21 protein-coding genes and 1 pseudogene are annotated in these 25,107 nt (G+C 46.7%); 10 read left to right on the top strand and 12 right to left on the bottom strand.

Annotation, left to right across the window (positions count from 1 at the left end):
* Positions 1 to 427 precede the first annotated feature (427 nt).
* Together G4V62_RS16620 and G4V62_RS16615 are read left to right on the top strand one after the other, a co-directional pair.
* The gene (locus tag G4V62_RS16620; RefSeq protein ID WP_165204324.1) at positions 428 to 2,662 is read left to right on the top strand and encodes a glycoside hydrolase family 3 N-terminal domain-containing protein; all 2,235 of its coding nucleotides are present in this window, start codon (positions 428 to 430) and stop codon (positions 2,660 to 2,662) included.
* A 484-nt stretch (positions 2,663 to 3,146) separates the two neighbouring features.
* Positions 3,147 to 3,533, top strand: a complete 387-nt coding sequence (locus G4V62_RS16615; protein ID WP_312855521.1) for an NUDIX hydrolase — start codon at positions 3,147 to 3,149, stop codon at positions 3,531 to 3,533.
* A 269-nt stretch (positions 3,534 to 3,802) separates the two neighbouring features.
* On the opposite strand, the gene G4V62_RS16610 is transcribed toward G4V62_RS16615, so the two are convergent.
* The 4 genes from G4V62_RS16610 to G4V62_RS16590 form a co-directional block, all read right to left on the bottom strand.
* Entirely contained in the window at positions 3,803 to 3,958 is a 156-nt protein-coding gene (locus tag G4V62_RS16610) for a DUF1540 domain-containing protein (RefSeq protein ID WP_165204319.1), read from the bottom strand.
* Between the two features lie 213 nt (positions 3,959 to 4,171).
* Entirely contained in the window at positions 4,172 to 5,227 is a 1,056-nt protein-coding gene (locus tag G4V62_RS16605; RefSeq protein ID WP_165204316.1) for a S8 family peptidase, read from the bottom strand.
* A gap of 75 nt (positions 5,228 to 5,302) precedes the next feature.
* The gene (locus G4V62_RS16600) at positions 5,303 to 5,758 is read right to left on the bottom strand and encodes an isochorismatase family protein (RefSeq protein ID WP_312855522.1); all 456 of its coding nucleotides are present in this window, start codon (positions 5,756 to 5,758) and stop codon (positions 5,303 to 5,305) included.
* 171 nt (positions 5,759 to 5,929) lie between these two features.
* Positions 5,930 to 6,961 (bottom strand): YqcI/YcgG family protein, encoded by a 1,032-nt coding sequence (locus G4V62_RS16590; protein ID WP_246218492.1) that lies wholly within the window; start codon positions 6,959 to 6,961, stop codon positions 5,930 to 5,932.
* 98 nt (positions 6,962 to 7,059) lie between these two features.
* On the opposite strand from G4V62_RS16590, the gene G4V62_RS16585 reads away from it, so the two are divergent.
* Positions 7,060 to 7,707: a LysE family translocator gene (locus G4V62_RS16585; protein ID WP_165204313.1), complete on the top strand. Its 648-nt coding sequence runs from the start codon at positions 7,060 to 7,062 to the stop codon at positions 7,705 to 7,707.
* 77 nt (positions 7,708 to 7,784) lie between these two features.
* Here the strand turns inward: G4V62_RS16585 and G4V62_RS16580 are convergent, their stop codons facing one another.
* Complete coding sequence (locus G4V62_RS16580) at positions 7,785 to 8,435, bottom strand: spore coat protein (protein ID WP_376768321.1); 651 nt, start codon at positions 8,433 to 8,435, stop codon at positions 7,785 to 7,787.
* Between the two features lie 127 nt (positions 8,436 to 8,562).
* On the opposite strand from G4V62_RS16580, the gene G4V62_RS16575 reads away from it, so the two are divergent.
* The 4 genes from G4V62_RS16575 to G4V62_RS16560 all read left to right on the top strand — a co-directional run bounded on the left by G4V62_RS16575 (position 8,563) and on the right by G4V62_RS16560 (position 13,906).
* Complete coding sequence (locus G4V62_RS16575; protein ID WP_165204310.1) at positions 8,563 to 9,651, top strand: AbrB family protein; 1,089 nt, start codon at positions 8,563 to 8,565, stop codon at positions 9,649 to 9,651.
* Between the two features lie 38 nt (positions 9,652 to 9,689).
* Positions 9,690 to 10,862, top strand: a complete 1,173-nt coding sequence (locus G4V62_RS16570) for a CdaR family transcriptional regulator (protein ID WP_165204307.1) — start codon at positions 9,690 to 9,692, stop codon at positions 10,860 to 10,862.
* A 111-nt stretch (positions 10,863 to 10,973) separates the two neighbouring features.
* Complete coding sequence (locus tag G4V62_RS16565; RefSeq protein ID WP_165204304.1) at positions 10,974 to 12,107, top strand: glycerate kinase family protein; 1,134 nt, start codon at positions 10,974 to 10,976, stop codon at positions 12,105 to 12,107.
* A gap of 641 nt (positions 12,108 to 12,748) precedes the next feature.
* Positions 12,749 to 13,906 carry a polysaccharide deacetylase family protein gene (locus G4V62_RS16560; RefSeq protein ID WP_165204301.1) on the top strand — a complete coding sequence of 386 codons (1,158 nt, stop codon included), beginning with the start codon at positions 12,749 to 12,751 and terminating at the stop codon, positions 13,904 to 13,906.
* A 133-nt stretch (positions 13,907 to 14,039) separates the two neighbouring features.
* Here the strand turns inward: G4V62_RS16560 and G4V62_RS16555 are convergent, their stop codons facing one another.
* The gene (locus tag G4V62_RS16555) at positions 14,040 to 14,519 is read right to left on the bottom strand and encodes a hypothetical protein (protein WP_165204298.1); all 480 of its coding nucleotides are present in this window, start codon (positions 14,517 to 14,519) and stop codon (positions 14,040 to 14,042) included.
* Positions 14,520 to 14,703: 184 nt separating this feature from the next.
* On the opposite strand from G4V62_RS16555, the gene G4V62_RS16550 reads away from it, so the two are divergent.
* Both G4V62_RS16550 and rbsK read left to right on the top strand, forming a co-directional pair.
* On the top strand, positions 14,704 to 15,264 hold the full coding sequence (locus G4V62_RS16550) for a thioredoxin family protein (protein WP_165204295.1): 561 nt from the start codon (positions 14,704 to 14,706) through the stop codon (positions 15,262 to 15,264).
* An 88-nt stretch (positions 15,265 to 15,352) separates the two neighbouring features.
* Positions 15,353 to 16,254, top strand: a pseudogene (gene rbsK, locus G4V62_RS16545) (ribokinase).
* Here the strand turns inward: rbsK and G4V62_RS16540 are convergent.
* From G4V62_RS16540 to G4V62_RS16525, 4 genes are all read right to left on the bottom strand, one after another.
* Positions 16,200 to 16,682, bottom strand: a complete 483-nt coding sequence (locus G4V62_RS16540) for a hypothetical protein (RefSeq protein WP_165204292.1) — start codon at positions 16,680 to 16,682, stop codon at positions 16,200 to 16,202. The pseudogene rbsK and the gene G4V62_RS16540 overlap by 55 nt on opposite strands.
* 354 nt (positions 16,683 to 17,036) lie before the next feature.
* The gene (locus G4V62_RS16535) at positions 17,037 to 18,260 is read right to left on the bottom strand and encodes a Bcr/CflA family efflux MFS transporter (RefSeq protein ID WP_165204289.1); all 1,224 of its coding nucleotides are present in this window, start codon (positions 18,258 to 18,260) and stop codon (positions 17,037 to 17,039) included.
* A 370-nt stretch (positions 18,261 to 18,630) separates the two neighbouring features.
* Positions 18,631 to 19,998: a dipeptidase gene (locus G4V62_RS16530; RefSeq protein WP_165204286.1), complete on the bottom strand. Its 1,368-nt coding sequence runs from the start codon at positions 19,996 to 19,998 to the stop codon at positions 18,631 to 18,633.
* A 77-nt stretch (positions 19,999 to 20,075) separates the two neighbouring features.
* A complete protein-coding gene (locus tag G4V62_RS16525) occupies positions 20,076 to 21,539 on the bottom strand; it encodes a cryptochrome/photolyase family protein (RefSeq protein ID WP_246218491.1) in 1,464 nt (487 codons plus the stop codon).
* 288 nt (positions 21,540 to 21,827) lie between these two features.
* On the opposite strand from G4V62_RS16525, the gene G4V62_RS16520 reads away from it, so the two are divergent.
* Complete coding sequence (locus tag G4V62_RS16520; protein ID WP_165204283.1) at positions 21,828 to 22,766, top strand: cation diffusion facilitator family transporter; 939 nt, start codon at positions 21,828 to 21,830, stop codon at positions 22,764 to 22,766.
* Positions 22,767 to 22,851: 85 nt separating this feature from the next.
* Here the strand turns inward: G4V62_RS16520 and G4V62_RS16515 are convergent, their stop codons facing one another.
* Together G4V62_RS16515 and G4V62_RS16510 are read right to left on the bottom strand one after the other, a co-directional pair.
* Positions 22,852 to 24,630, bottom strand: coding sequence for an ABC transporter ATP-binding protein (locus G4V62_RS16515; protein ID WP_165204280.1), 1,779 nt, complete (start codon positions 24,628 to 24,630; stop codon positions 22,852 to 22,854).
* Between the two features lie 157 nt (positions 24,631 to 24,787).
* Positions 24,788 to 25,107, bottom strand: a 320-nt coding sequence (locus tag G4V62_RS16510) for a chromate transporter (protein ID WP_212508815.1), incomplete at its 5' end; no start/stop codon positions are given.

The following is a 25,107-nucleotide window of genomic DNA, read 5'->3' as shown; positions in this document are numbered from 1 at the left end:
CATGGTATGCTATAATGCTCATAAACGATAGGCATCCGCGTTAGATGCGATTTCGATTTCATATTCAATAAGAACACTGATCAAAACCTTCTTATTCCAATCGATTTCAAAATCATTTTAGACGAACGCGAAGAAAGCAGCTGCCAGAAAAGAATTCGATGAGCTTGTAGAACGCCACATTTGCCAGCAACACCCCACACCCTCATGAAAGCGCTTCTCATCCTAGGCGCGCTGATGAACAATGACTCGAATTGAACCCCGAGTTCATGAGAGGACGAGCGAGACGGTGGACGGCGGATGAAAGCGTTTATCAGCAGGCTGATGCACATATCAATCAACAATCTATGGAGGTGCCATTTTGGACAACCCACTTTACAAAGACGCCCACAGTCCACTGGAACAACGTGTCGATCACTTGCTTTCCCTTATGACCTTAGACGAGAAAATTGGCCAGCTTGTCCAACCTTTTGGCTGGGAGCTTTTTAATAAGAATGAAGATCAATCCATTACACTGACAGATGAATGTAAAAGGGACCTAAAGGAGGGTCGCATCGGTGCCCTCTACGGGACACTTCGTGCTGACCCTTGGACTGGGGTCACGGTCGAAACGGGTCTATCTAAGCAATATGCTGCGCAAGCGACGAACACGATTCAGCACTATCAGCTCACCCATTCACGCCTTGGCATCCCACTCCTTTTCGGCGAGGAATGCTCACATGGTCATATGTCGATTGGCGCCACTGTGTTTCCAGTTCCGTTGAACGCCGCGAGTGCTTGGAATCCAAAGCTCTATAAAGCAATGTGTCAAGCCATTGCTGCAGAAACACGCAGTATGGGCGGTGCCGCTACATACTCACCCGTCCTTGATATCGTTCGTGACCCTCGTTGGGGACGGACAGAAGAAACGTACGGGGAAGATCCTCACCTTGCTTCAGTCTATGCGAAGGCTGGGGTTGAAGGCTTACAAGGACAATCGCTTGCCGATGAGAATAGCATTGTCGCGACGTTAAAACACTTTGTCGCGTATGGCAGCTCCGAGGGCGGACGAAATTCAGCGCCCGTCCATATGGGGCCGAACGAGCTTCACAACATTGATCTACCTCCGTTTAAAGCCGCGGTTGAAGCCGGCGCAGCGTCACTCATGACCGCTTATAATGAAATTGACGGCGTGCCATGTACATCAAATGCCGACTTACTCAACGCCCTCCTCCGTAAAGAATGGGGCTTTGACGGTTTCGTCATTACCGACTGTGGTGCGATGAGCATGCTTGCGCACGGACATCGTACGGCCGAAAATCAAGAAGATGCCGCTGCCCAATCGGTCAACGCAGGTGTCAATATGGAGATGTCCGGTCAAGTGTTCCGCGAATCATTGCTGAATGCATTAGAAAACAAACGACTGACCCAAGATGCGCTCGACATGGCGGTACGCGAAGTGCTTCGCGTTAAATTCCGTCTTGGACTATTTGAGCGCCCGTACGTTGACGAAGCGCGTGCCGCTGCGGTTGTTGGCTCAAAAGAGCACGCACAAGTCGCCCAGCAGGTCGCTGAGGAATCGATCATTTTGCTAAAGAATGAGGGGCAAGCCTTGCCGTTAGCAAAAAACACCGGCTCCGTTGCCGTCATCGGTCCAAACGCACACAACACGTACAATCAGCTTGGTGACTACACAGCGCCGCAAGCGCACGACCGAATTACAACCGTGTTTGATGGCGTTTGCCACGTGTTAGGCGAGGAAAACGTCCATTACGCACCAGGGTGCCGTATCCAAGGGGACGACACATCAGGCTTCGACAAAGCACTTGAAGCTGCACAAAACGCCGAAGCCGTCGTGATGGTACTCGGCGGATCAAGTGCCCGCGATTTCGGTGAAGGGACGATCGACCTGAAAACAGGTGCATCTGTCGTCACTGACAATCCACAAAGCGACATGGATTGTGGCGAAGGTATTGACCGCTCCACACTGCATCTGCTCGGTGTCCAGCTGGAATTAGCGAAAAAAATAAAGGCACTCGGCAAATCGCTCATCGTTGTCTATATGAATGGTCGTCCAATCGTTGAGCCGTGGCTTGAAGAAAATGCCGACGCGATCCTTGAAGCATGGTATCCAGGTCAAGAAGGCGGCACAGCGATCGCTCGTATTCTCTTTGGCGACGTGAATCCGTCCGGACGCTTAACTTTATCCGTGCCAAAAACGGTTGGACAGCTTCCAAATGTCTATCATTACAAGCGTACACGTGGAAAACGCTATCTGGAAACCGACCTTGAGCCGCTTTATCCGTTCGGATATGGTTTAAGCTATACGACCTTTGCCTACGGTGATCTGAAATTAGACCGGCAAGAAATGACTGCAGATGAAACGATCACCGCTTCAATTGATATTACAAATACAGGAGACGCAGCCGGAAAAGAAGTCGTACAGCTATATGTCACCGACAAATTCGCTTCCGTCACTCGCGCTGAGCGCTTGTTAAAAGACTTCCAAAAGGTTGAATTACAGCCAGGAGAAACGAAAACTGTTCAATTTACGATCGCTGCTTCCCACCTTGAACTCGTCACCGCTCGCGGCGAGTACATCGTGGAGCCAGGAGAATTTATCTTAACCGCTGGTCCTTATGCAGGTGAAGGAGTAGCCGCAACTCTAAACGTTTTACCGTCATAATTTATACAGAGCTACCTGAAAGAGAGTGTAGACAAAGTCTGTTCTAGGCTGCGTCGCACTCTTTTTAGGGTTTATGTAAAGGGTTAAACTGACTGTGTCACCTGAGGCACGAAAAAGGGCTGGGGACGAGAATCGACGGGACGTTTACGTTTAACGTTGATGCAAAAAAACTTTCTTTCACCTAGTCCTTGCCCCATATAGGCTGTCCACTCCACAAGACGGATGTGCACTAGAGGGAAAGCCTGCGGTAGACAAGTCCCCACTCTAACGATTTTTATATTATTGTGAAAAACCTTGTGACTTCGGAATTGCTATCTTACAATATAAATAACGCAATATTCTTTATTTTGATTGTTTTTATTGATAAGGGGTGAGGTAAATGAAAACATCAGTTTACGTGGACTAGGGTGGACAACATATCAAGCTCACTTGGCTTCCCGCTAGAACACCACCTGACCTAAGTTGTGTAACAAGTGTTCATAGTGTGTGCATTCTTCATGGCAAAGTCATGCTTGTACTCATCGCAAACAGAGGATTTAATCTTCCTGGTAGGCACATCGAAAACGGTGAATTACCTGAAGAAACATTGGAGCGCGAATGTTTCGAAGAAGGCTATGTAACATGTGATTCTCCCTCCCTCATTGGGATGATTAGAGTCAGCCACGAAGAAAATCCTCTGTTTAATCATCGTGGGAAGTACCCATTGATTGGGTATCAACTATTTTATCGGACAAATGTTATTGACTGCTTACCGTTTAGACGTGAAAATGAAAGTACGACGAGGATATGGGTTGAACCTGACGAAATTCCTTATGTGATTGAAGATCATGAGCTCACCCATTACATTGTGGATGAGGCGATGACAGTCTAAGTATGCTAAAGTCATCCTTCGTTCTTTATTAAGGGTTGAACGCACTTTTCTTGAAACAGGACTTTCACGATCAATTTTCTTCCACTAAATAATGAGGCTTGCTTGCAAAAAAAATCACACTAAATATACCCAATTACCTGCTCTTTCACATGCTTCTCATCATATCCATATTCAACCGCTACAAACGGTGCTGTAGCGGTTGGTTTCGTTCTTAAAAGAGGTGCCTTTTAGTTGAAAAAGCTTCTGATTGCACTGATCGCCTTTTCCACTTAATGCTCTGGTGTGAATGTTTTACAGTCCGTCTCGCTGCTATCGGATGCTTCTTTTCCAACATGGCTCACGACGTAGATGGCGTCTGCCTTACAGCGATTTCCTTGACCCCAATATTTACAATTGTTGACTTCACACAATACATCTTGTGCCAATACCCACACCTCCTTCAATCTTATCGTGCACCGTTTGAAGAGATATCATACTTTTTTCGTTGCCGCTGGATTCGCCCCCTCTCACACTGGTCAGCAGATTATCGTACAGCTTTGCCGACGTGTGTTTTAGCGAAGCAATGCTTTGACCTGTGGATTGGTTCGGTTCCCCTCTAAAAAGATCACCACATAAAAAAAGAACTGATTTTAATGGTATCAGCTCTTCTCCTCTCCTGCCCCGATCGCCGCTTGTGATACGACATAGCCGCCGCCAACAGTGCCCTGGCTGGACAATCGTGCAGGCTGTGGTTGACGTTGTGTTGGGCGCCGTGACGACGATGCACCTTGTTTACTTTTCCCTAGCATTAACACCCCATATCCTTCCGCTCGCGGGTCTAAGCCGAGTGATTCAGCATGCTTGATAAGTAGAGCAAACACTTCTGCTTCGACAATGCTTCGCTGTAAGCCGAGCTCGTATTTCTGAATAAGCAGCGCCGCTGCACCTGACACGTGAGGCGCCGACATGGATGTACCCGACAGGCGTGCATGGCCCCCTTCTGTGTATGTGGACAACACTTCAACGCCGGGCGCGAGCATATCGATTTCGTCATTCGTATTGGAAAATTGTGCAAGCTGTCTGTTTTGATCGACGGCGCCGACTTGCACGACATCTGGATAAACGCCGGGATAACCGACTTCATCGGTTCGGAGGCTACCATCGCCTGCATTGCCTGCCGCACAAACGACGAGGACGTTTTCCGAAACCGCTCGTTTTACAGCTTCCTGCAAGCTCGCATCATCCTCTGCACCAGCGAGCGATAAGTTAAACACTCGAACTCTTTCTCCTCTTGGGCCTCGCCATTTTAGCGCATAATCCATTCCAGCGAGCAGCTGCTCATATGTCCCGTGCCCGTCGCGATTCAGCACCTTTATGATCAACAGCTGAACATCTGGGGCAACGCCTACAACACCACGCTCATTCCTTCGCGCGCCAATGATGCCAGCGACGTGTGTCCCATGCCCGTGCGCGTCGTACCATTGGTCAGGCCGTCCTTCGCTCGTAAAATTTCTCCCCCCTATAACGGCACCGCGTAAATCTGGATGATTGGACATACAACCCGTATCAAACACAGCGATGACGACTTGTTTTCCGGTAAACCCTTGCTTCCACCAATCTGGCGCCCCAATGGCTTGAATATTGACCGGCACCTCAGATGGTCGTCGACGGAGCACTTCCTGAATTGTAAAAGGGTGTAAACCAACGTTTGGCATAACCTCTCCTCATTTCCATGAATGGCTTTATCTTTTCTTCTTCATTGCATCCCGATTTAAAAAATACACACTGTGTTAACTTCGGACACCGCCTTCGCGTTCATCTTGTGAAACGGCACCGCTTAGTGAAGCAAGTACCGTTTCCGTCCTTTCAACCTGAGCAAATTCATCATGTAAGTGCGCGAGGGCAGACAGATGAACCTCTTCTGCGTCAACGACCTCTCCACGATGATTTCGCAAGCGAAAAGCGGCCGTAGCATCTTCAACGACAGTACACGTGTACCCATAATTTGCTGCCATCCTAACGGTAGAAGATATACAATGAGGCGTCGTAAATCCACAAATGACAATATTCTGTAAGTTGTTGTCGCGTAGCTTAATATGCAATCCCGTACCGATAAATGCTGAATTAACACCTTTGATGACGTGCCATTCATTTGTCAACGGTTCAAAACCTTTTTGAAAAGAAAACCCTTCTTTCCCTGGGTATAATAAAGATTCCTCATCGCTTGAGGCATGCTGGACGTGGATGATCGGCCATGTCTTTTGGCGCCAAAATGGAGAAGACGCAAAATCCTCTTTTCAGCTAAAGGATGATTACGTTCCCCCCATGACGTCGCTGATAAACCCTTTTGCACGTCAACGAGCATCAATGCGGGTGTTTGTTGTATCACGTAACCCCCTCCTTTTTTTGAATGGCGATCACATACGTACAACCCTCTGGTCCAGCAACCGACCCGTGCCGGACGTTTTTTGGCAAAAGATGCGGTCACCGCGCTGGCAATTGACCTTGTCTTCACCAGCCTGAAACGTTAAGGAGCCTTCAAGAATGTGCAATATTTCATCCTCAGGGTGAGTGTGATCTGGATGTGCCTGCCCCGCCATGTCGTATTGAATTTCCAAACACCCTGTCTGATGCGTAGGCAATAACTCTTTGACGACCGTTTCCAAGTGCTCCCCTTGGTGCTTTTGAATCCGAACCGCTTTTTCCATCCTCCGCTCCCCCTCTTTTGCCCGGAAAGGACAAACCGCTGCCCCTGCCTCAGGTGCGTCATGTAAAAAATATTGTCTCCACTCTCGATTTTCCTCTTGTCCGTACCAACCGAGCTCTGGGTGTGCCGCCACCTTGTCGTAGTCATTAAGACGCTTACGTACCTTATGCTGAATCACTTGCCCTGCCTTCGTGTTTAATCCTAGTCCTTCAAACACCCAGCGCGGCTGAAACGTCATCATAAACACATCAGAATGCCTGCTCAGACGCTCTTCGTGCGCGGGTGTATTACAGACGACAAACATCGGCTCACCATGAAAACAAAACTCCCATAAAGGATGATCAGGATGCTTCGGAATGTGAGGGGGCCACGGCTTTTCATCGTTGTCATTGAGCAGTTGCAGAATGGTCCAAAAACGGTCCTCATAGCTTGACAAAGTATATGTCTGAGGCTCGGGCTTAAAAAATGCAACAAGAGACGTATTGCGGCCAAACTCACGGCAGTTCTCCACATATGTTCTGAGAGCATTGGCTAAATCAACTACATCGTCTTCTTCTGCAGAATGAATGAAGCAGTAACGTACTTGATCTCTCGTCACCCCATCAACGCCTAAAACACACGGAAAAGGCGGGTGACTCTCAAGCATACCTGAATAAAACTGCTGGTAGACGTACTGCTCCCAGCCTTTACACGTCGTGGCATCGTCAAGCTGATGTCGTGAATAAATAAGCTTCTTTTCCATCCTCGACCTCCTAAAAAACAGCAAAATGCACCTTACTGCTATTTATGCTTCTAGCAACTCGTCCAATGCATATAATGTCAAAAGCGGAGGTGATACAGGTGGGCGGATTATGGTCATTTTTTACATACATCGGTCTTGGCATCAGTCTTGCCGCTCCGGTTGGGCCAATTAATACAGAAATGATGAAGCGAGGGATACGCGATGGCTTTTGGTCCTCGTGGCAAGTCGGCTTAGGGGGGATGAGTGCGGACGTGCTCTGGATGCTTGCGATTCTTTCCGGTTTAAAGCCGTTGCTCTCTCTTTCTTATGTGATGCCGCTACTTTATCTTTTTGGCAGCCTCGTCTTATTTTATCTCGGCTGGGATTGCCTCGTGCAGATCACGCGTTCAAACTTGTCTACAGCCAATGCTGGTCACCACCGTAGTTCCCAAGGAAAAGCCTTTGTAGCAGGTTTTATGATTGCGTTTTTTAATCCGTTGAATATCATTTTTTGGGTAGGCATTTATAGTTCCGTCGTCGGGGACAAGCTGTTACATGAACCTATGTATGTCGCTCTCACCCGAAGCGCGGCGATCATTGTGGGGATTCTTTTTTGGAATCTTGTTGTCGCTTTGAGTACCCATTATGCAAGGCATTTGTTGACACAGCGCGTACTAAATACCGTTATGGCTGTTGCAGGAATCTGTTTAATTGGGTTTGCCTCATATTTTCTTTGGGAAGGGGTCAAAGCCTTTGAATCGTTGTAAATCTACTTGGATCACTAAAAAAGCCGCCCCTCCTTGAACTGCCATGCAGATCGGAGGAAGGCGGTTTTTTAGTTTACTTATTGGAGCATGCCGTTTTGATTTTGTCCAGGCATTTGTGGTTTGCCTTGCGCTTTTTGGAAGCCAGAAATCATTTGCTGCATATCTTGCTCCTTCAGCTGTGGCACTTGATAGTAATGATGCTTGTTTTGATATAGGAAGACTTCATAAGCCATTTCCATATAGTTCGGCACCGAGTCCTGAATGACGCGGCGAACGACAGGGTTGGTCACTTCCACACCTGTCATCGCTAAAAGCGATGACGTCGATTTCAGCAAACCGAGCATATGACCGGATACACCAGCTTCTTTAATGTCTTGAATCGATTGGTTCGGTTTTTTCGGCTGGGACGGCTGAAGACCGTAAATCACATCATTGCTCATCTTCATCTCATATTGGCCTGTCTTCTGCTGAGGATCAGCGCCTGTGGAAAAAGCATCAACAAGAATGTTGTACTGCTCCATAATGAATTGATACTGACGATCCAAAATATCGATGAGCTCCTGGTCTTTGATGTACTGACGGAACATCATAAACTGATCCATCACATTAATTTGTCCAGCAAGGACTTCGTGCAAGTCGAACACCTCATGGCCGCCATGATTCATATTCGCTGGTACTGGCTGCTGGTTGGGCATAGATGTTGACCCGCTCATTGGTTGTTTTTGCATCATTGATGCCTCCTATTGTCAAATTCATCCGGTAGTGTGCGCCCTCTGGAAAAAATTATACATACAAATGAGAAGCTTCCTTTTCTTGGACATGTGTTAAAATGATGAGGATTGGGGGCGTCCTCTGTTGAAACAACGTTTTATTCCTTACATAGACACCTTGCTTGTTGCGCTTGCTGGTGGCTTTCTTTTTCAATGGCTGCATATCGTGCTTCCATGGCTGCTCGGTCCGCTTGTGGCGGCGATGCTGTGGCGCACTGCATTCAATCATCAAGCACGCTGGCCGACGATTGCCCGCAATAGCGGAATGATGATTCTTGGCTATACACTTGGCGTTCCGTTTACAGCCAACACCTTTATGCTCATGGTCAATGATTTACCTTTAATGCTCGTTACGACTGTGCTGCTGATTGCATTTACGATTGGGATTGCTGTTGTGTTAGCACGCTGGACGGCATTGTCCTTTAACAGTGCCGTCGTCGGGTCGATCCCTGGTGGTCTGTCGCAAATGGCATTGCTTAGTGAAGAAATTCAAAAAACCGACCCTGGAGCGGTCACGGTGATGCAGACGATTCGCGTTCTTCTCGTCGTCTCAGTCGTTCCTTTTTTAGCAATATATCAACTGAATGACGGCTCGATACGCATTGGAGACTCCCTAGACAATGTGGTTGCCACGGATTGGATGACTGTGATTTGGCTATGGCCGCTCATTCTACTCATGGTATTTATCGCCAAACGACTGCGCTTTCCCGTATATCCGTTATTAGGAAGTCTCATTGCCACGGCGATCTGGGCAGCGACGCTCGGGTCTCCGCCCTCGTTTCCTAACTGGATCGTAAACGGCGCACAGCTCTTGCTCGGCGCACATTTAGGATTGCAGTTTAACCTGTCGACACTCGCAGCTTTAAAACAGCACATCTGGCTTTTCGTTATCGCCAATCTAGCGCTGATCTTTTTTTCTCTTGGGCTGGCGGCTTTATGGTCATGGAGTAGTCATACGGATATACTGACCGCTTTTCTTAGCCTTGCGCCAGGCGGCGTTGCCGAAATGGGCGTTACAGCCCTTGCAGTTGGAGCGCATTTGCCGACAGTAACAAGCTTTCAACTCTTTCGCGTTCTGTTTATCCTTCTCTGTCTTCCACCGTTTTTAAAATGGTGGCTCACCTACCGTGAACAGCAGCAAATGAGGCGTCATTCGACAAAGCATACAACGTAATTTTATGCCAATCAGAAAAAACGAAGGAAGTGGAAAAGATGATCTCTGTCCAGCTCGCGCAATCGATCGTTAAGGAACTGACCGATCTCACAAGCCATTCGATTAACTTCATGGACAAGCGTGGCGTTATTATTGCCAGCCACGATCACGAGCGCATAGGCCAGCGCCATGAAGGTGCACGGCAGGTCATCCAACAGAGAAAAACGGTCGAAATTTCTGCAGACGATGCTACAACGACAGTCAGACAAGGTATGAATTTACCAATCGTTGTCCATTCAGAACTCATCGGCGTCATTGGTATCACTGGTCCATTAGAGCGCGTGCGTACATATGGATCGATTATACAACGGATGACAGAAATTCTAGCAAAGGAAGCCGTTCTCAACAATTCTTCCCTACACAAACACTATGCAAGGGATATCTTCGTTAGAAAATGGATGTCCGGTGAGTACCTCAACGAGGAGGACATCCGCTCCGAAGCATTACAGCACAGTATTGAACTCACCTCCCCGTTTTCCTGCGGTGTTTTTAACATTACCAACTTCGTCCAAGGTGTTTTTCCAACCCAACCTCCCTCCCTACAGCCCGCTCTGCAAACCCCTGCTTATCTCGATCAAGTCGCCGATTGGCTACCACATGGAGCTTCACTGCTCACGTCACAAGGTGTTGCTGGATTTGTCCTTTTCTTTCATCAGACAAAAGGAAAGGAGTGGATTGTTGACACCGCTCAACGCCTCAGTGAATGGATGATGAGCACCTTTGGTTTTTCTGTGGAAGCAGGCATCAGCCCTGAAGTACAGCAGCTTACGAGCCTAAAAAAAGGAATCGTCAAGGCGACACAGGCTAGCGCACTATCGTCTTTAACTAGACAATCGATCGTTGTTTATGAAGCGCTCGGGACTGAGCTGCTGATTTTAGAGTTATCACATGAGCAAAAGCGTGATTTTGCAGCGCGCATCCTTCACTTGCATCACCCTGAAATGAACGATCTGCTAAAAGACCTGTATCTCTTTTTTCGCAACGACCAATCTGTGCAACGAACTGCTGAACAACTGTTTATCCATAAGAACACGCTTCAATATCGTTTAAAGAAAATTGCCTCAATTACTAAGCGAGATCCGCGGCAGTTTCAAGATGCACAGCTTCTTTTTACGGCACTTCTATGCTTACGCTTGTCAGATATTAGTCTTGAGAACAATATACACCTGTAATTCGACTGTTTTTTTGTTTTCAAAACTATATCTTTTTCAACTGGTTCTTCGATACACTTTTACAAAACAATGCACAGTCAACCCATATCGTTGTGTAAAGGAGATGGATCAATGAACCTTATGATTGCATGCGATTCGTTTAAAGGCTCGCTGACGAGCTTAGGAGCAGGAAATGCGATTAAGCGCGGTATTTTGAAGGCAGATCCTCACGTGACGGCGACTGTTTTCCCATTAGCTGACGGCGGGGAGGGTACAGTGGATGCCTTTGTGCACCTCTTCAACGGGACACACGTCACGACAACGGTCACAGGTCCCCTTGGTGCACCTGTTGATGCACAGTATGGCTGGGTCGAAGCAGAAAATACCGCTATTGTTGAAACAGCAGCGGCGTCTGGACTTCCTTTAATCGCTAGCGACCAGCTCGACCCGTGGAACGCCACGTCGTACGGGACGGGAGAACTCATTCAGCACGCCCTTCATCGTGGGGCAAAACGCATCATTGTCGGGCTTGGCGGCAGTGCCACAGTGGATGGCGGAATGGGTTTGATGCAAGCACTCGGCGTCATCTTCTATGACGAAAAAGGCGCTGTATTGGATGGAAAAGGGGCGTCACTCCATAAAGTAGCCTCCTTAGACCGATCTGCTTTAGCAGTGTTTCAAGAGATCGATATCTTGCTCGCTTCCGATGTGACAAATCCATTAATTGGTCAGACCGGAGCGGCCCAAATCTTCGGCCCGCAAAAAGGATTAGCTCCGGTCGATATTCCGAAAATGGACAAAGCGCTGACCCAATATGCTTCCGTCATACAAAGAGCCTTGCACCTTCACGGGTTTGAGCATTTATCAGGTAGCGGTGCAGCAGGAGGAATAGGCTTTGCGTTACAAGCATTTTTAAACGCGCAGCTTGAAAGTGGTTTTAAACGCCTTATTGATGCCAGCCAGCTTATCGATCAACTGAAAAAAGCCGATGTGATCATCACCGGAGAAGGCCAGCTAGACGACCAATCCTTTTATGGAAAAGTGCCTGTTTCGTTAGCAAAAGAAGCAGCACCATACGGCATACCTGTCATTGCCTTTGCCGGAAAAGTATTAGGTGATCCCGAGCGCTTTGCCGATTCAGGAATCCATGCCGCCGTTCCGATCACCAATGGACCGCTTTCTTTGGCTGAAGCTATGCAGCAGAGTGAAGAACTGCTGTCGTTGGCAGCCGAGCGTACGTGGCGCCTCATTCATACTTTTTTATAAACGATTCTGCACGACCCGCTCACGAAACGACAGGAAAAAAGGACTGATCTGTTTCACTTTGTATATGTTAAAACGAAAAAAGAACGTCACCCCTGGCTTGACATCGAGGACGTCTCTGTAAACATAACTCTCCCACGCTAACCTGAGAACAATACTTTTAGGGGAACGTGGGTTTTTATTATAAAAAGAGCGAATCTCCAACTTCAACCGACATTCCTCTTCCTCATCGGACTCCACCCTTCACGTCCCTTAAGGTGGGCGTCTTTCTGGTGAAGAAACGCGAAAATGATACAAAAAAGGACCTACCGGGTGGTTGGGAGTGTACCGGTAGGCCTTGCTTCTGGAAAGGGGGTTTGGAATCATTATCAATGAGAATGATTCTTAATTTCATTTAAATCATATGCAACATCAGCTCGTTTGTCAACTCTTTTTCGGAAATTAATCTATCTTTTTTACAAATAAGATCGACATCAAACAAGCATAAACCCTTTTTCTTTTCATAGACTTCATACATATCTAATAAAACGCTTACAAGATTTAGCGATACTAAAAAAGTTGAAATGAGGAAACTTTTTTCTGCATGTGATCGTCTAATAGATAACAGAATGAGCCACTAGATGATATAAAAGGGGAACTTTGTTATGAAGCTACAATCATTCAAACGTATTAATCTACTTTTTTTAACTCTCGCTGCCCTGTTCATAGCGACCGTGGTCTCCCCTCCAGGAACCGCACATGCAGCATCCTATTCACCGATTCATTTGCTCGTAGAAGACGATTATGTCTCTGCCGAACAAGGAGAAGCTGTCGTCATTGACGGAACGACGTATGTTCCGCTTCGCTTCATTTCTGAAAAGCTTGGCGCCAGTGTGAATTATCAAGCAGCCAACCGAACGATACAAATCTGTTCTCCACAAGAAACAGAAGCGGCGGTCTTGCAAATTTCCACAACAAATGAGCCGCCAGGTGTCTTTACGAGAAAAGGGGTTAGTTATATACCGGTCCGTAAAGCTGTTGAAGCCCTTGGTTATCAAGTAGACTATCGATCCAAAGCACCACTTGTACGTATTTTCTTGAACAGCGCTACAACGACAGACCAGGTCGCACAAACACATGCGAAAGCACTTAAGCAAAACCTTAACTTGCCAGCGTGGGTTCCCAAACCTACGCCAAAAAAGCCTGGAAAAGTAGCTTATTTGACATTTGATGATGGACCAAGCGCGATTCAAGGAAAAATCATTGAAGTCCTCGGCAAATATGATGCGAAAGCGACCTTTTTCCTTCTTGGAGACCAGGTGAAGGCACATCCGGGCCGGGCTACTCGCCTTGCCGCGGAAGGACATGCGCTAGGTATGCATTCAATGACGCATGATAAAGATCTCGTATATGCTTCTCCTAGCAGTCTAATCAACGAAATGAAGGCAGCTCAGGCACAAATTAAGCAAGCCACCGGATCATCCCCATCCATTTTACGTGTTCCTTATGGGAGTAAGCCTTATATGAAAAAACCTTTGCGTGATGCTTTAGTGAACAACAATTTTAACATGTGGGACTGGAACATCGATTCAAAAGACTGGGCATTGCCAAATGATCCTCAACAAATCATTGAAAATATTAAAACAGGGCTGCAACATGTACCAAAAGGGGAACCACCTGTCTTGCTCATGCATGAGAAGCAAGTGACGCTCGAGATTCTCCCTGAGGTCATTACATTGCTTAAAGAAAAAGGCTACACACTTAAGGCGTATCATCCGGAACACCATCAAGTTGTCAACTTCTGGAATGACTCACGTTTATAAAAAAGAACAGGCTGCTTCGGTCCATTCACGACAAATGGCAAAGCAGCCTGTATGTCTTTATCATTTCCCGACAAAAGACTCCTACATTTCAAAGAATGTGCAGGACGTTGCCCGATGAGTAAGTGGGGGTAGTTCAAGACACTTCTGTGTTCCTTTTTTTGCGGAGGGCTTCACGAATCGATGTCTGCGAAAAGTCCGCCACCGTTAAATGAAAAGCCTGACAAGCTTGTAAAAGTCCGTCAACCCACTGCTCGTCCCCCTCTTCAATTGCGTGTGCCAGCGCTCTTTCTACATAAGGAAGCATCGTCTCTTTTCCAATGCTGGTAAACAATTCACATACTGTATTAAACCCCGGCCAGCGCGGATCTTGGCAAAGCCCTAGCAAGCCCGGAATTGCTTTTTTATTGCGCGGAAACCCGAGCTCCCGAAGCAATTGCGTCGCATTTCCCCACGTATCCTTACCATAATGAGGCAATAACAGATGGACTTGATCGGGGTGAATATGACGCAACTCCTCTAAGGCTTCCTTTTGAATGCTGTCAGGAAGGCGCCAATTTACGTTATACACTAGATACGTGATATACTCTTCATCCATATAGTGAAACTGTGTCATAAAGTGACCCCTCATTTCTCTTGATCTTTCTGATGCTAACTACACACTTCTAACACTTCGTCACTCATCGGTCAAGTCTTTCCGCCACGCACACAATTTAAACATCATCATTCTGCTTTAGCGAAAGGTTTATGATAGGATGAAATTATTATGGCATGTTATGTGAAGAAGGAGGATCATCGCATTGGTAGCTCATAAAGCCAACATGGTACACTTAGGGACCTCTGCTTCACCGTTTTCACTGCTGGATGTGCGCACTAGTCAAACAATTTCTCTCCCTGAACAAAAGGGGGATCTCGCTACGCTCATCATGTTTTTAAGCAATCATTGCCCGTATGTCAAACATGTGCGGAATGAACTTGTCCGTATCACGGCAGACTATACTCCAAAAGGGGTTCAAGTGATGGCAATCAATGCAAATGATGCCGAGAGCTATCCCGTTGAAGAGCCTGAAGTGATGAGATCGCTTGCTCAAGAATGCGCTTTTCCATTTCCCTACCTTTACGACCCTTCTCAGGAAGCAGCTAAGCTGTATGGAGCCTCTTGTACGCCTGATTTTTTTCTCTTTGATGCAAACCTTCAGCTTGCTTATCACGGCCAGCTCGATGCATCCAGGCCTGACAATGATCATCCATTAACCGGGGGTGACCTCCGCGATGCTTTGTACAAAACAGGAGCAAATGAGCCTGTTGATCAAAATCAACAGCCTAGCAGTGGGAGCCCCATCAAATGGCGGCTCACATAGCCTGCGATCGTAACAATAACGACAGTAACGTTAAAAAAACCCCAGTTTTTTTCTGGGGTAAACCATATATTAAAACAGGAGGAATGACATGAAACGCCCTATCATTACTGTCATTGGCAGCATTAATATGGACCTCGTCACTGAAGCTGAAAAATTTCCTAAGCCGGGAGAAACGCTCCTGGGCAAACGTTTCTCCACATTCGCCGGTGGAAAAGGCGCAAATCAAGCCGTCGCTGCCGCGCGACTCGATGCTGAAGTACGAATGATCGGTTGTGTCGGCACAGACACGTTTGGTGATGAGTTAATTACGACGTTGAACAATGAAAACATTGATACGAATGGTATCAAAAAGCATGCTGGAAAACAGGGATCGCATCCATTTGCCTTGCTGAAGGGGACAACAATATTGTTGTCGTTCCTGGCGCCAACTATCAATTAACACCAGAGCATATTAAACAGCAGGACGATTGGATTAAAAGCAGTGATTTAATCCTCCTTCAATTAGAGATTCCTATTGAAACAGTCGCTGCAGCAGCAGAAACAGCGCATAAGTATGGTGTACCGGTCATCGTCAACCCGGCACCGATACAAGCCCTTCCTGAACGCCTGAGAGCAGCAGCAACCTACCTCACGCCGAATGAGCACGAAGCTGCCGTCTTAAACGAAGCACACAACGATCCTGCATTAACAGAAAAGAGCATCATTACACAAGGAAAAGAAGGCGTCACTTTCATCAGCGCTGATGGTCAGCCAAAAAACATTCCTAGTTATGATGTTGAAGCAGTTGACACGACGGGGGCTGGAGATACATTTAATGGTGCATTTGCCGTTGCTCTTGGCCACGGCGTACCACTTGAAGAAGCGTGTCAATTTGCCAGTGCGGCAGCCGCCTTATCTGTTACGAAAATGGGTGCACAAACAGGAATGCCTAAGCTTCAAGAGGTTGCGGTATTTTTAGAGAAGCACAACACCTCCATTTCGTTTTTATGATTGCTGGCGAAGGGGTTGTATCGTGGCGGTCCCCTCTGTCCCTCCTGCACCAATCGGTGTTGGATAACCCCTGCTTTTTTCTTTATGAGACTGTCCACTGCAAATTGGGATAAGTCATGGCCTCTGCCTGGTTTCAAGACGATTCGATCATAAGACCAAATGAATATTTTATCTTCATCGTGTAGACGGACAAGCTTTGTCCGTTTTTTCTTATCGGTCAACAACACATATTGTCTTTTTTCCCTTCCAAATGCTTCATGTTGCACAGGCTGAGGGACAGCCATCCTTCTTTGGAACAACCCTAGCCCATACATCGGACAGGCGTTCGAGGGGGTTGAAGGCCAAGTGTTTTGCTTTCGATACGTAAAGAGCGAGACGATGAATTGCCATAAGATGATTCCAATCGTTCCTACCTCTAATCCGACCATCATTTGTCCACACCTTTTCTCATAAATTTTCGCTACACTTTCCCTAATACACCCCGGGTTGTGCCTAGGGACTCTGTTTAGAACATTCCTTTTTTCCTCACGATCTCCTTTGAAAAGCGTTCGTCACTTTTTTTACCCAGCCGTGACCAGTCCTGTCGAAGGAAGGCAAATGCGTACAGATTGCGAGGATTCATGAAAACGAGGTAGGACATGAGTTGTCTAATCAAGGCTGTCTATCGCGAATCAACGCAATCATTTTTAAAAAAAAGCATAAAAAACCAGACGACCGATGTACATCAATCGTCTGGTTTGCATGCTGCTTTTATCCATTCCTATTAGAAGAAGCGTGACTACTTACATCTCAAGCTCTTGTTTTTGAACAATTTGTTTGTTATTCGCGACTGTAAAGAAGATGATCGCACCGATCAATGACGAAGAAAACATAATCGTGCTCATCGGTATCGCGCTTTCTTCATTCAAGCCGACGAGCGGAGAGACAACGGAGCCGATCAAAAGCGGGAGCATGCCTAGTACGGCACTGGCGCTGCCAGCACGATGCCCTTGATGCTCCATTGCTAATGTGAACGAGCTTGTTAGAACCATCCCCATACAGGTCATATAAATAAAAATGAGAATGACGAGGCTCGCCAATGGTCCTTGAATCCAAGTCATCACAAATAGCAGAAAAGTCGCGCAAACCGCTACTAATACAGCCGTTCTTAATAAAATGCGCTCGTGAATATAATCACCTAGACGCCCGATTAAAAAGCTTCCCAACACAATGGCCAAACCATTAATGCCAAATAGAACACTAAATGTCTGAGGCGACACACCATAAATCCCCTGATAAACAAATGGCGTTCCTGACACATACGCAAAACTGCCACCGTGTACAAAACCGACGATTAAAGCGTATCCAATGTAAGAGCGATCCTTAAATAAGCTACCCATCGTTCGCAGTGAATGACCAATGGAGCTAGGAGACCGTTTTTCCGGCGGTAACGTTTCCTTTAGCCTAAATGCTACAGTTAAAACCATGAGCACCCCTAAAAAGCTAAGGAAATAAAAGATTGCCGACCAATCAGAAAAAGGAATTAACAGCAACGCGCCTCCGGCCATCGGGGCGACCATCGGGGCAAAGGCGTTAATGACCATAAGCAAAGCGAAAAACTTCGTCAGTTCGCGCCCACTAAAAACGTCACGCACGACCGCACGAGACAGCACGACACCTGCCGAAGCGGTAAAGCCTTGGGCAAACCGAGCGCCGACAAAGGTCGTAATGTTTGGAGCGAAAGCACAAACGAGCGAAGACAACACAAATAATGAAATAAATATGAGTAAAGGCTTTCTCCGTCCCTTCGCATCACTGATGGGCCCGACGACGATCTGCCCTAAGGCCAATCCTAACAGCGCCGCGGTCAAGCTCAGCTGAACGAGGGATGCACTCGTATTAAAATCAGCAGCAATGTCCGGGAATCCAGGCAAATACATGTCAATATTTAATGGTCCTAAAATCGCCAGCATACTAAGCAAAAATGCAAGGGCCAGACGTTCTTTTCCAGTTGGGTTGTGATGCATATAAGTCAAAACACCTCTCTCGCGTTTAAGCGGTGCAACGATATGTAATGCATTACACCACTTCCCTTTCACAAATGCCGCTAGTATAAAGCAGAAATGAAGTGTTGTCTAGGACACATGTCTATTTATACCTTTGTAAAAAGAAAACACGATGGCTTCTTCAGCCATCGTATTAGAGTGTAAACAAAGCCTATTGTTCTACACCTTTTTAGCGTCAACCTCTCCGTTATTTTTCAGCCTAGCTTGAAAACGCTTGACAGCCTAGGCGCGAAGGCCGCGTGATAACGCGAATAGAACCTTAGTTCACGAATGGACGAGCGAGACAAGCAACGACGATGAAAGCGTTTGTCAACAGCCATCGTGTGCCAGCTTACTTCGTAGCTACAGCCTGCCAATAGTGTACTAACGTTTCCATACCTCGGTCATAACTGTCCAGTGGAAAGCTTTCGTTTGGTGAATGCAAATTGTCCTCTGGCGTCCCGAAGCCTAACAAAACGACGGGCATACCGTATAACTGATCAATCGTTTCAACGACCGGGATCGATCCACCCATTCGTACAAATACCGCCTCTTTACCAAACGCTTTTGCATAGCTAGCTGCGGCTTTTTGTAGGAGTGGATGCTCAGGGTCGACTTTATAAGCTCGTGCTGACAATGGCTCGCGCGTAATCGACAGCGTCGTTCCGCGAGGGGTATGTGCCTCCAAGTGCTTTACTAGCAAGTCTTGAATATGTTCAGGGTCTTGACCTGGAACGAGGCGGCACGTCAGCTTCGCCGTTACGGAAGCGGGTATAATCGTTTTCGTTCCTTCTCCTTGATATCCACCGAAAATCCCGTTCACTTCAAGGGTGGGCCGCGCCATCGTATGCTCTTTTGCTGTATAACCTTTTTCAGGTGTAACCTCTGGGACGCCTGTCGTTTCACAATAATCTTCACCTGGAGACGCATTCATCAACGTGCGCTCGCGCTCGGAGAGAGGCTCCACCTCGTCGTAAAAGCCGGCAACGGTCACGACCTCTTCCTCATTTTTCATAGAGCTCAACAAGTGCGCAAGTGCCATGGCAGGGTTTTTCACCGCGCCGCCATAGAGACCAGAGTGCAGATCGCGGTTTGGCCCGCGCACTGTGACTTCTAAACCGGTAAAGCCTTTCAAACCGTATAAGATCGTCGGCTGGCCTGCTTCAACCATGCCAGAATCCGAAATGACCGAGAAATCAGCGTCGAAACGGGACTGGTTGTCTTGAAGCACTTCATACAAATGCTCCGAGCCAATTTCCTCTTCACCTTCAATACATACCTTCACATTGACCGGCAAACGCCCTTCCGTCTTCATAAACGCTTCGAAGACAGCTAAATGCATAAATACTTGCCCCTTGTCGTCACTCGCCCCGCGCGCAAATAACCGCCCATTACGAATTGTCGGCTCAAACGGCTCGCTCTCCCAAAGTTCCAGTGGATCAGCCGGCTGAACGTCGTAATGACCATACACGAGCACGGTTGGCGCGCCTTCTGCCCCCATCCATTCAGCATAGACGACAGGATGACCTTTCGTTTCAATACGCTCCACGGTCGTAAAGCCGATGTCCTCTAAATAGCTTTCCACGAAGGAAGCCGCCTTTTTCACATCCTCGTTATGCGCTGACATCGTACTCACACTCGGAATGGCGAGAAAGGCATTCAGTTTATCAAGCAACGTTTCCCGCTGCTCCTGTAAATATTGCAATACACGCTCTGTCATAACACTCGTCCTTTCCATCATCTTAATAGCATTATTGTCGCACAGGAGGCTCGTTTTGAAAATACAGCCGCTCTGCCTTAATCGGTCTGCTCTTGCTTCGCCTGTTCAAATTGCCGCAAAGCGATTTGGCGCCGCTCTTTATGGTCAACCATTGGCTCAGGATAGTCTTGTCCAATGATGCAGCCGGCTTTTTGCTGCTCCTCATGACTCATTTTTTCAGGCTGATGAATGTACTTCGTCGGCACGCCCGCCAACTCAGGTACGTACTTTCGAATAAACGCACCTTCAGGATCAAACCGCTCTGACTGTCGTGTCGGGTTAAACACGCGAAAGTACGGAACGGCATCGGTGCCAGTTGATGCAGCCCACTGCCAGCCACCAATATTAGAGGAAGGGTCATAATCAATGAGCGCCGATGCAAAATAACGTTCTCCTACACGCCAATCGATGAGCAAATCCTTTGTTAAAAAAGACGCGACAACCATGCGCAGACGATTATGCATCCAACCGATCTGATTGAGCTGCCGCATCGCCGCATCCACAATTGGAAAGCCGGTCTGTCCAATTTTCCAGCATTCCAGCCATGCTTCATTATTATTCCAAGTCATGGTGCGATAGTTTTGGTTAATCTCTTCATTCTGACAGTTTGGATAATGAACGTGAATCATGTAGTAGAAATCGCGCCACGCAAGCTCCTGCACGAACGTATCGACTTGGGACGACTGATTCCCGTTTTCGATTTGAACAGCTGCAGCTTCATACAACGTCCGAATCGATAATGCACCCGTTTTTAAGTAAGGAGACAAGCGACTTGTCCCGTCTATCGCCGGATAATCGCGGCGCTCATCATAACGCCCTGCCTTCGTTCGCATAAACGATAACATCCGCTGCTTTGCAGCGTGCTCACCAATTGTTTTCCACGGCATCTTACATTGCGTTAGCAACGCCGCAAGCTTCTCCTCACCGTCGTGGGAAATCGCATTTTGCCTCCAGGCCAGCGTAGTCAGCTCTGTTGCGTCAATATCCAAGACAGCCGGCTTCACTTGCTCACGCCAAGCACGCAAGTACGGCGTAAATACACGGTAGTGTCCACCACCCTTTTTCTCAACATCATAAGGGCCAACGAGATGACCATCTTCAAACGAGAAGGGAAGAATGTTGTTTTCATGATACCAAGCGATGGCTTCCCCGTCTCTCGCCTTCCCAAAAGGTGTTTCATCCTTATTAAAAAAGACAGCCTGCCAATTTGACACTTCTTCAGAAGCCGTTTGCAACGCATCTTTTAAAGAGCCAGAAAATATATGAATGGGAAACTGATGCTTTGTCGCTTCCTTTCTCACCGCCTCAAGTGTGCGAAAGAAATAGTCATGCCGCTTTGTAAATGGACGAATCATATCTGGATGAATGTGAAAAAAAGCAAATAATCTACATTCATGTTGCTTTGCATATTGCATGGCGTAAAACAACGCCGTATGATCATGTAAACGTAAGTCGTTTCGAAACCAAACAGCGACCACAGAAGATGAGTCAACAGTAGTCAATAGAAGCACTCCTCTCTTAAAAAATCGATTTCAATATCTTCTTCGCGAAGACGAAAGGTGCTACCTGCACCATATTGTAAAGTGGAATCAAGGTTCCGTATCATTTCACAACGTTTACTTGAGGCGAAAAACGGTTAAAGATTCACTAAACAACACATTTAGCATAGCAAAGGTTTGCAAACATATGAATATATGATAATATGTTAATATAAAATACACACTGTTTAGAATGATGTGATTGACTTATGGAAAAGCTATTCGGGATATATCTGGAGGGGAGGAAGACATTTGGGACACGATCACGGACATAACCATGCACATTCAGCCAATAAGAAAGCACTCATCATTTCTTTCTTTATTACATTCACCTATATGCTCGTTGAAGCGGTCGGTGGACTGCTCACAAACAGCCTTGCCCTTTTATCTGACGCCGGGCATATGCTGAGCGATGCCATTTCATTAGGCGTAGGTGCACTAGCATTTAGTATCGGTGAAAAGGTCGCAAACTATAGCAAAACCTATGGCTACAAACGGCTGGAAATTTTGGCTGCCTTGTTTAACGGCGTTACGCTTTGTCTCATTGCTATTTTTATCTTTTACGAAGCCTACCAGCGCTTTGTCGATCCACCTGAGGTTGCGTCAATTGGGATGCTGACGATCGCCACCATTGGTCTATTCGTCAACTTGTTTGTCGCTTGGATATTAATGCGCGGCGACACGAAGGAGAATTTGAACTTGCGCGCAGCATTCCTGCACGTTTTAGGCGATTTGCTCGGCTCTGTCGGCGCCATCACTGCAGCACTCCTCATTCTGTTTTTCGGCTGGGGCTGGGCTGATCCGTTAGCGAGTGTGATCGTCGCCGTGCTTGTTCTCGTGAGCGGCTGGCGCGTAACGAAAGACTCGTTCCACGTGTTAATGGAAGGGACACCGAAGCAAATTGATATTGAAGACATCGTCGAGATAATTAAAAACGTGAGCGGTGTCGCCAAAGTGCACGATCTGCACGTCTGGACGATTACGAGTGGGCAAAACGCCTTATCATGCCACGCCGTCGTCGACGGATCACTCACAATTCAGGAAAGTGAAGAGCTGTTACAAGCCCTCGAACACGCCTTAGCACATAAAGGTATTGACCATGTCACCATCCAACTCGAAAGTGACGAACACCCCCATGATGACGCCCTAATGTGCCGTTGGGAGCACGCTCATGAACATCAGCATAAATAAGCAGAAAGTGTAGACATTCTTAAGCAAGCTTGTCTGCACTTTCTTTGTTCATCCATGCGGGAAGCCTTGCTTTGACCGATTTCACTCACGGTGTCTCATTTCTAACATACTTCTCAGCCTGTAATGTGTATAAGTCCGCATAAACACCTTTTTTCTTCATTAAGATGTCGTGATTCCCTTGCTCGATCAGCTGCCCTTTTTTCATGACGAGAATGTGATCGGCCCAACGAATCATCCCAAAACGATGCGTCGTAAAAATAGCCGTTTTCCCGGACAGCATATTCCCTAAATGCTCAAACAGCTCATGCTCGGCACGTGGATCTAAAGCTGCTGTAGGCTCATCTAACATCATCACGTTTGCGCCTTTATACAATTCACGCGCAATGGCTATCCGTTGCCATTCCCCACCTGATAATTCAACCCCGCCAGTAAACATTGTACCTAGCTGCGCATTGACCGTCTGGTCGAGTGAGTCAACAAATGCAGCTGCCCCTGATTGTTTGAGCACTTGCTTTACTTTTTCCTCTGTACCTTCGGCTTCAAAACGTACGTTCTCCGACACTGTAAATTGATAGCGAACAAAATCTTGAAACAACATACCGACATACTGCCAAATATCTTGTGGATCTAAGTCCCGTATATCGACTCCGCCAAATAAGATCCTTCCTTCCGCTGGCTGATACAATCCGCAAATCAGCTTTAAGATTGTCGATTTCCCCGAACCGTTCTCACCGACAATCGCAACACTCGCTTGATGAGGGATGACGAATGAAAGGTTTTGAACAGCCCATTGCTCTTTTCCTGGATATTTAAATGACACGTTTTCAAATGTAATATCGATGTTTTGACCAAGCTTTTTTGTATGTACACGAGACGTAGCAAGCGCATTGCGATCATGACTTTCTGTATATTTGAAATAATCTCTGAGAAAATTGACATTCTCCATCACTTGCCCACCAAAAATACATAACGTAAACGAAGATTCGTATAACCGATCGATTGACGTTAACACAACCCCGATATCGCCTAAAGAAGTCCCACGATTTGCGACCATCCTCGCAACGATAAAATACGTGACACCTAACAAAAGGGCCGCGGGTAAAATAACTAAACTGATGCGCAGAGCGTATTTACGAATGACAGATTGATAGGAGGAAAAAAACGATTCCCAGGTGCTTTCAAATTGATTTAACAAGAATTTCTTTGTCTGATAGAGCCTGATCTCCCCTGCTCCCTCCTTTGACGTCATTAATCCCCCTAAATAATCCAATCGCCTTAATGGCTCAGAGTTGCGCCAGCGATGGCCCCATAATGCCTCCTCAAACTTAATACGGACGATTCCATAAGGTATCGCAGCCATTAAAATGAACATGACCAACAATGGACTGATAAAAGAAAGAAGCACAATGACACCAACTAAAGAAATCATCGCTTCAATCATAAAAAATAATGCATTGACTAAATGCAATGGTCGCGATTCTACCTCGTTTGAAACTCGGCGGATTTGATCAAAATATTCTGGTCGATCAAATTTCCAATACGGCTCCTTCATCGTTTTTTCAAACACTGATGTTCTCATATCATGAGACGTTAATTCCGCTAAAACTCTTTGCGCGCTTTGCCCGACTGTTTCCGTGACCATACGGACCGACTTCATGAAGACGAAACCAAACAAAATGATAAAAAGGCTGGCATTGACCTCCCTTTCTGCCGCAAAATGTTCAAACATATCTAAAACTAATTTAAATAAATACAACTCGCCAGTCGGAATTAAGCCGCCAACAATCGCAACGGCAAAAGCAATGACTAAATATGTTGGGCTTGCTCGCCAAAGCGTTTTAATGCTTTTGAGAACGATCTTCATTCCTTGCCACATGTTCTGTATCTTAGTATTCATAAATACATTTTCTATCTAAATAATCTTTATTGTCAAACGATTAGCAAAAAATTCATTGCCTAAATTGGCTTTTTCCCCTTTTTCACACAACAAAGCTGGGCAGTAAACTGCCCAGCCTTCACGCTTACAAAATTACAGAGGCCCCCCATCCACAGAGCGCGCCTGTAATGACGACGACCCACGGTGGGACATTCCAGCTTTTTAACATGACAAACAAAATGGCCACTAACGCGACATCAATCGCAGCAGTAATGGACGACGTCCAGATCAGCTGATACAAAGCGGCAGCCAAAATACCGACAACGGCGGCATTAATTCCAAGCACCGCGCCTCGCATCTTTGGCAAATGACGCATTTCCTGCCAAAAAGGAAGTGTTCCTGCGATTAACAAAAATGCTGGTAAAAAGATGGCGACCATCGCCAGAAGACCACCTTGCCATCCTC

This window comes from Litoribacterium kuwaitense (assembly GCF_011058155.1).
GTDB lineage: Bacteria > Bacillota > Bacilli > Bacillales > DSM-28697 > Litoribacterium > Litoribacterium kuwaitense.
This window is presented reverse-complemented; position numbering and strand designations above follow the sequence as displayed.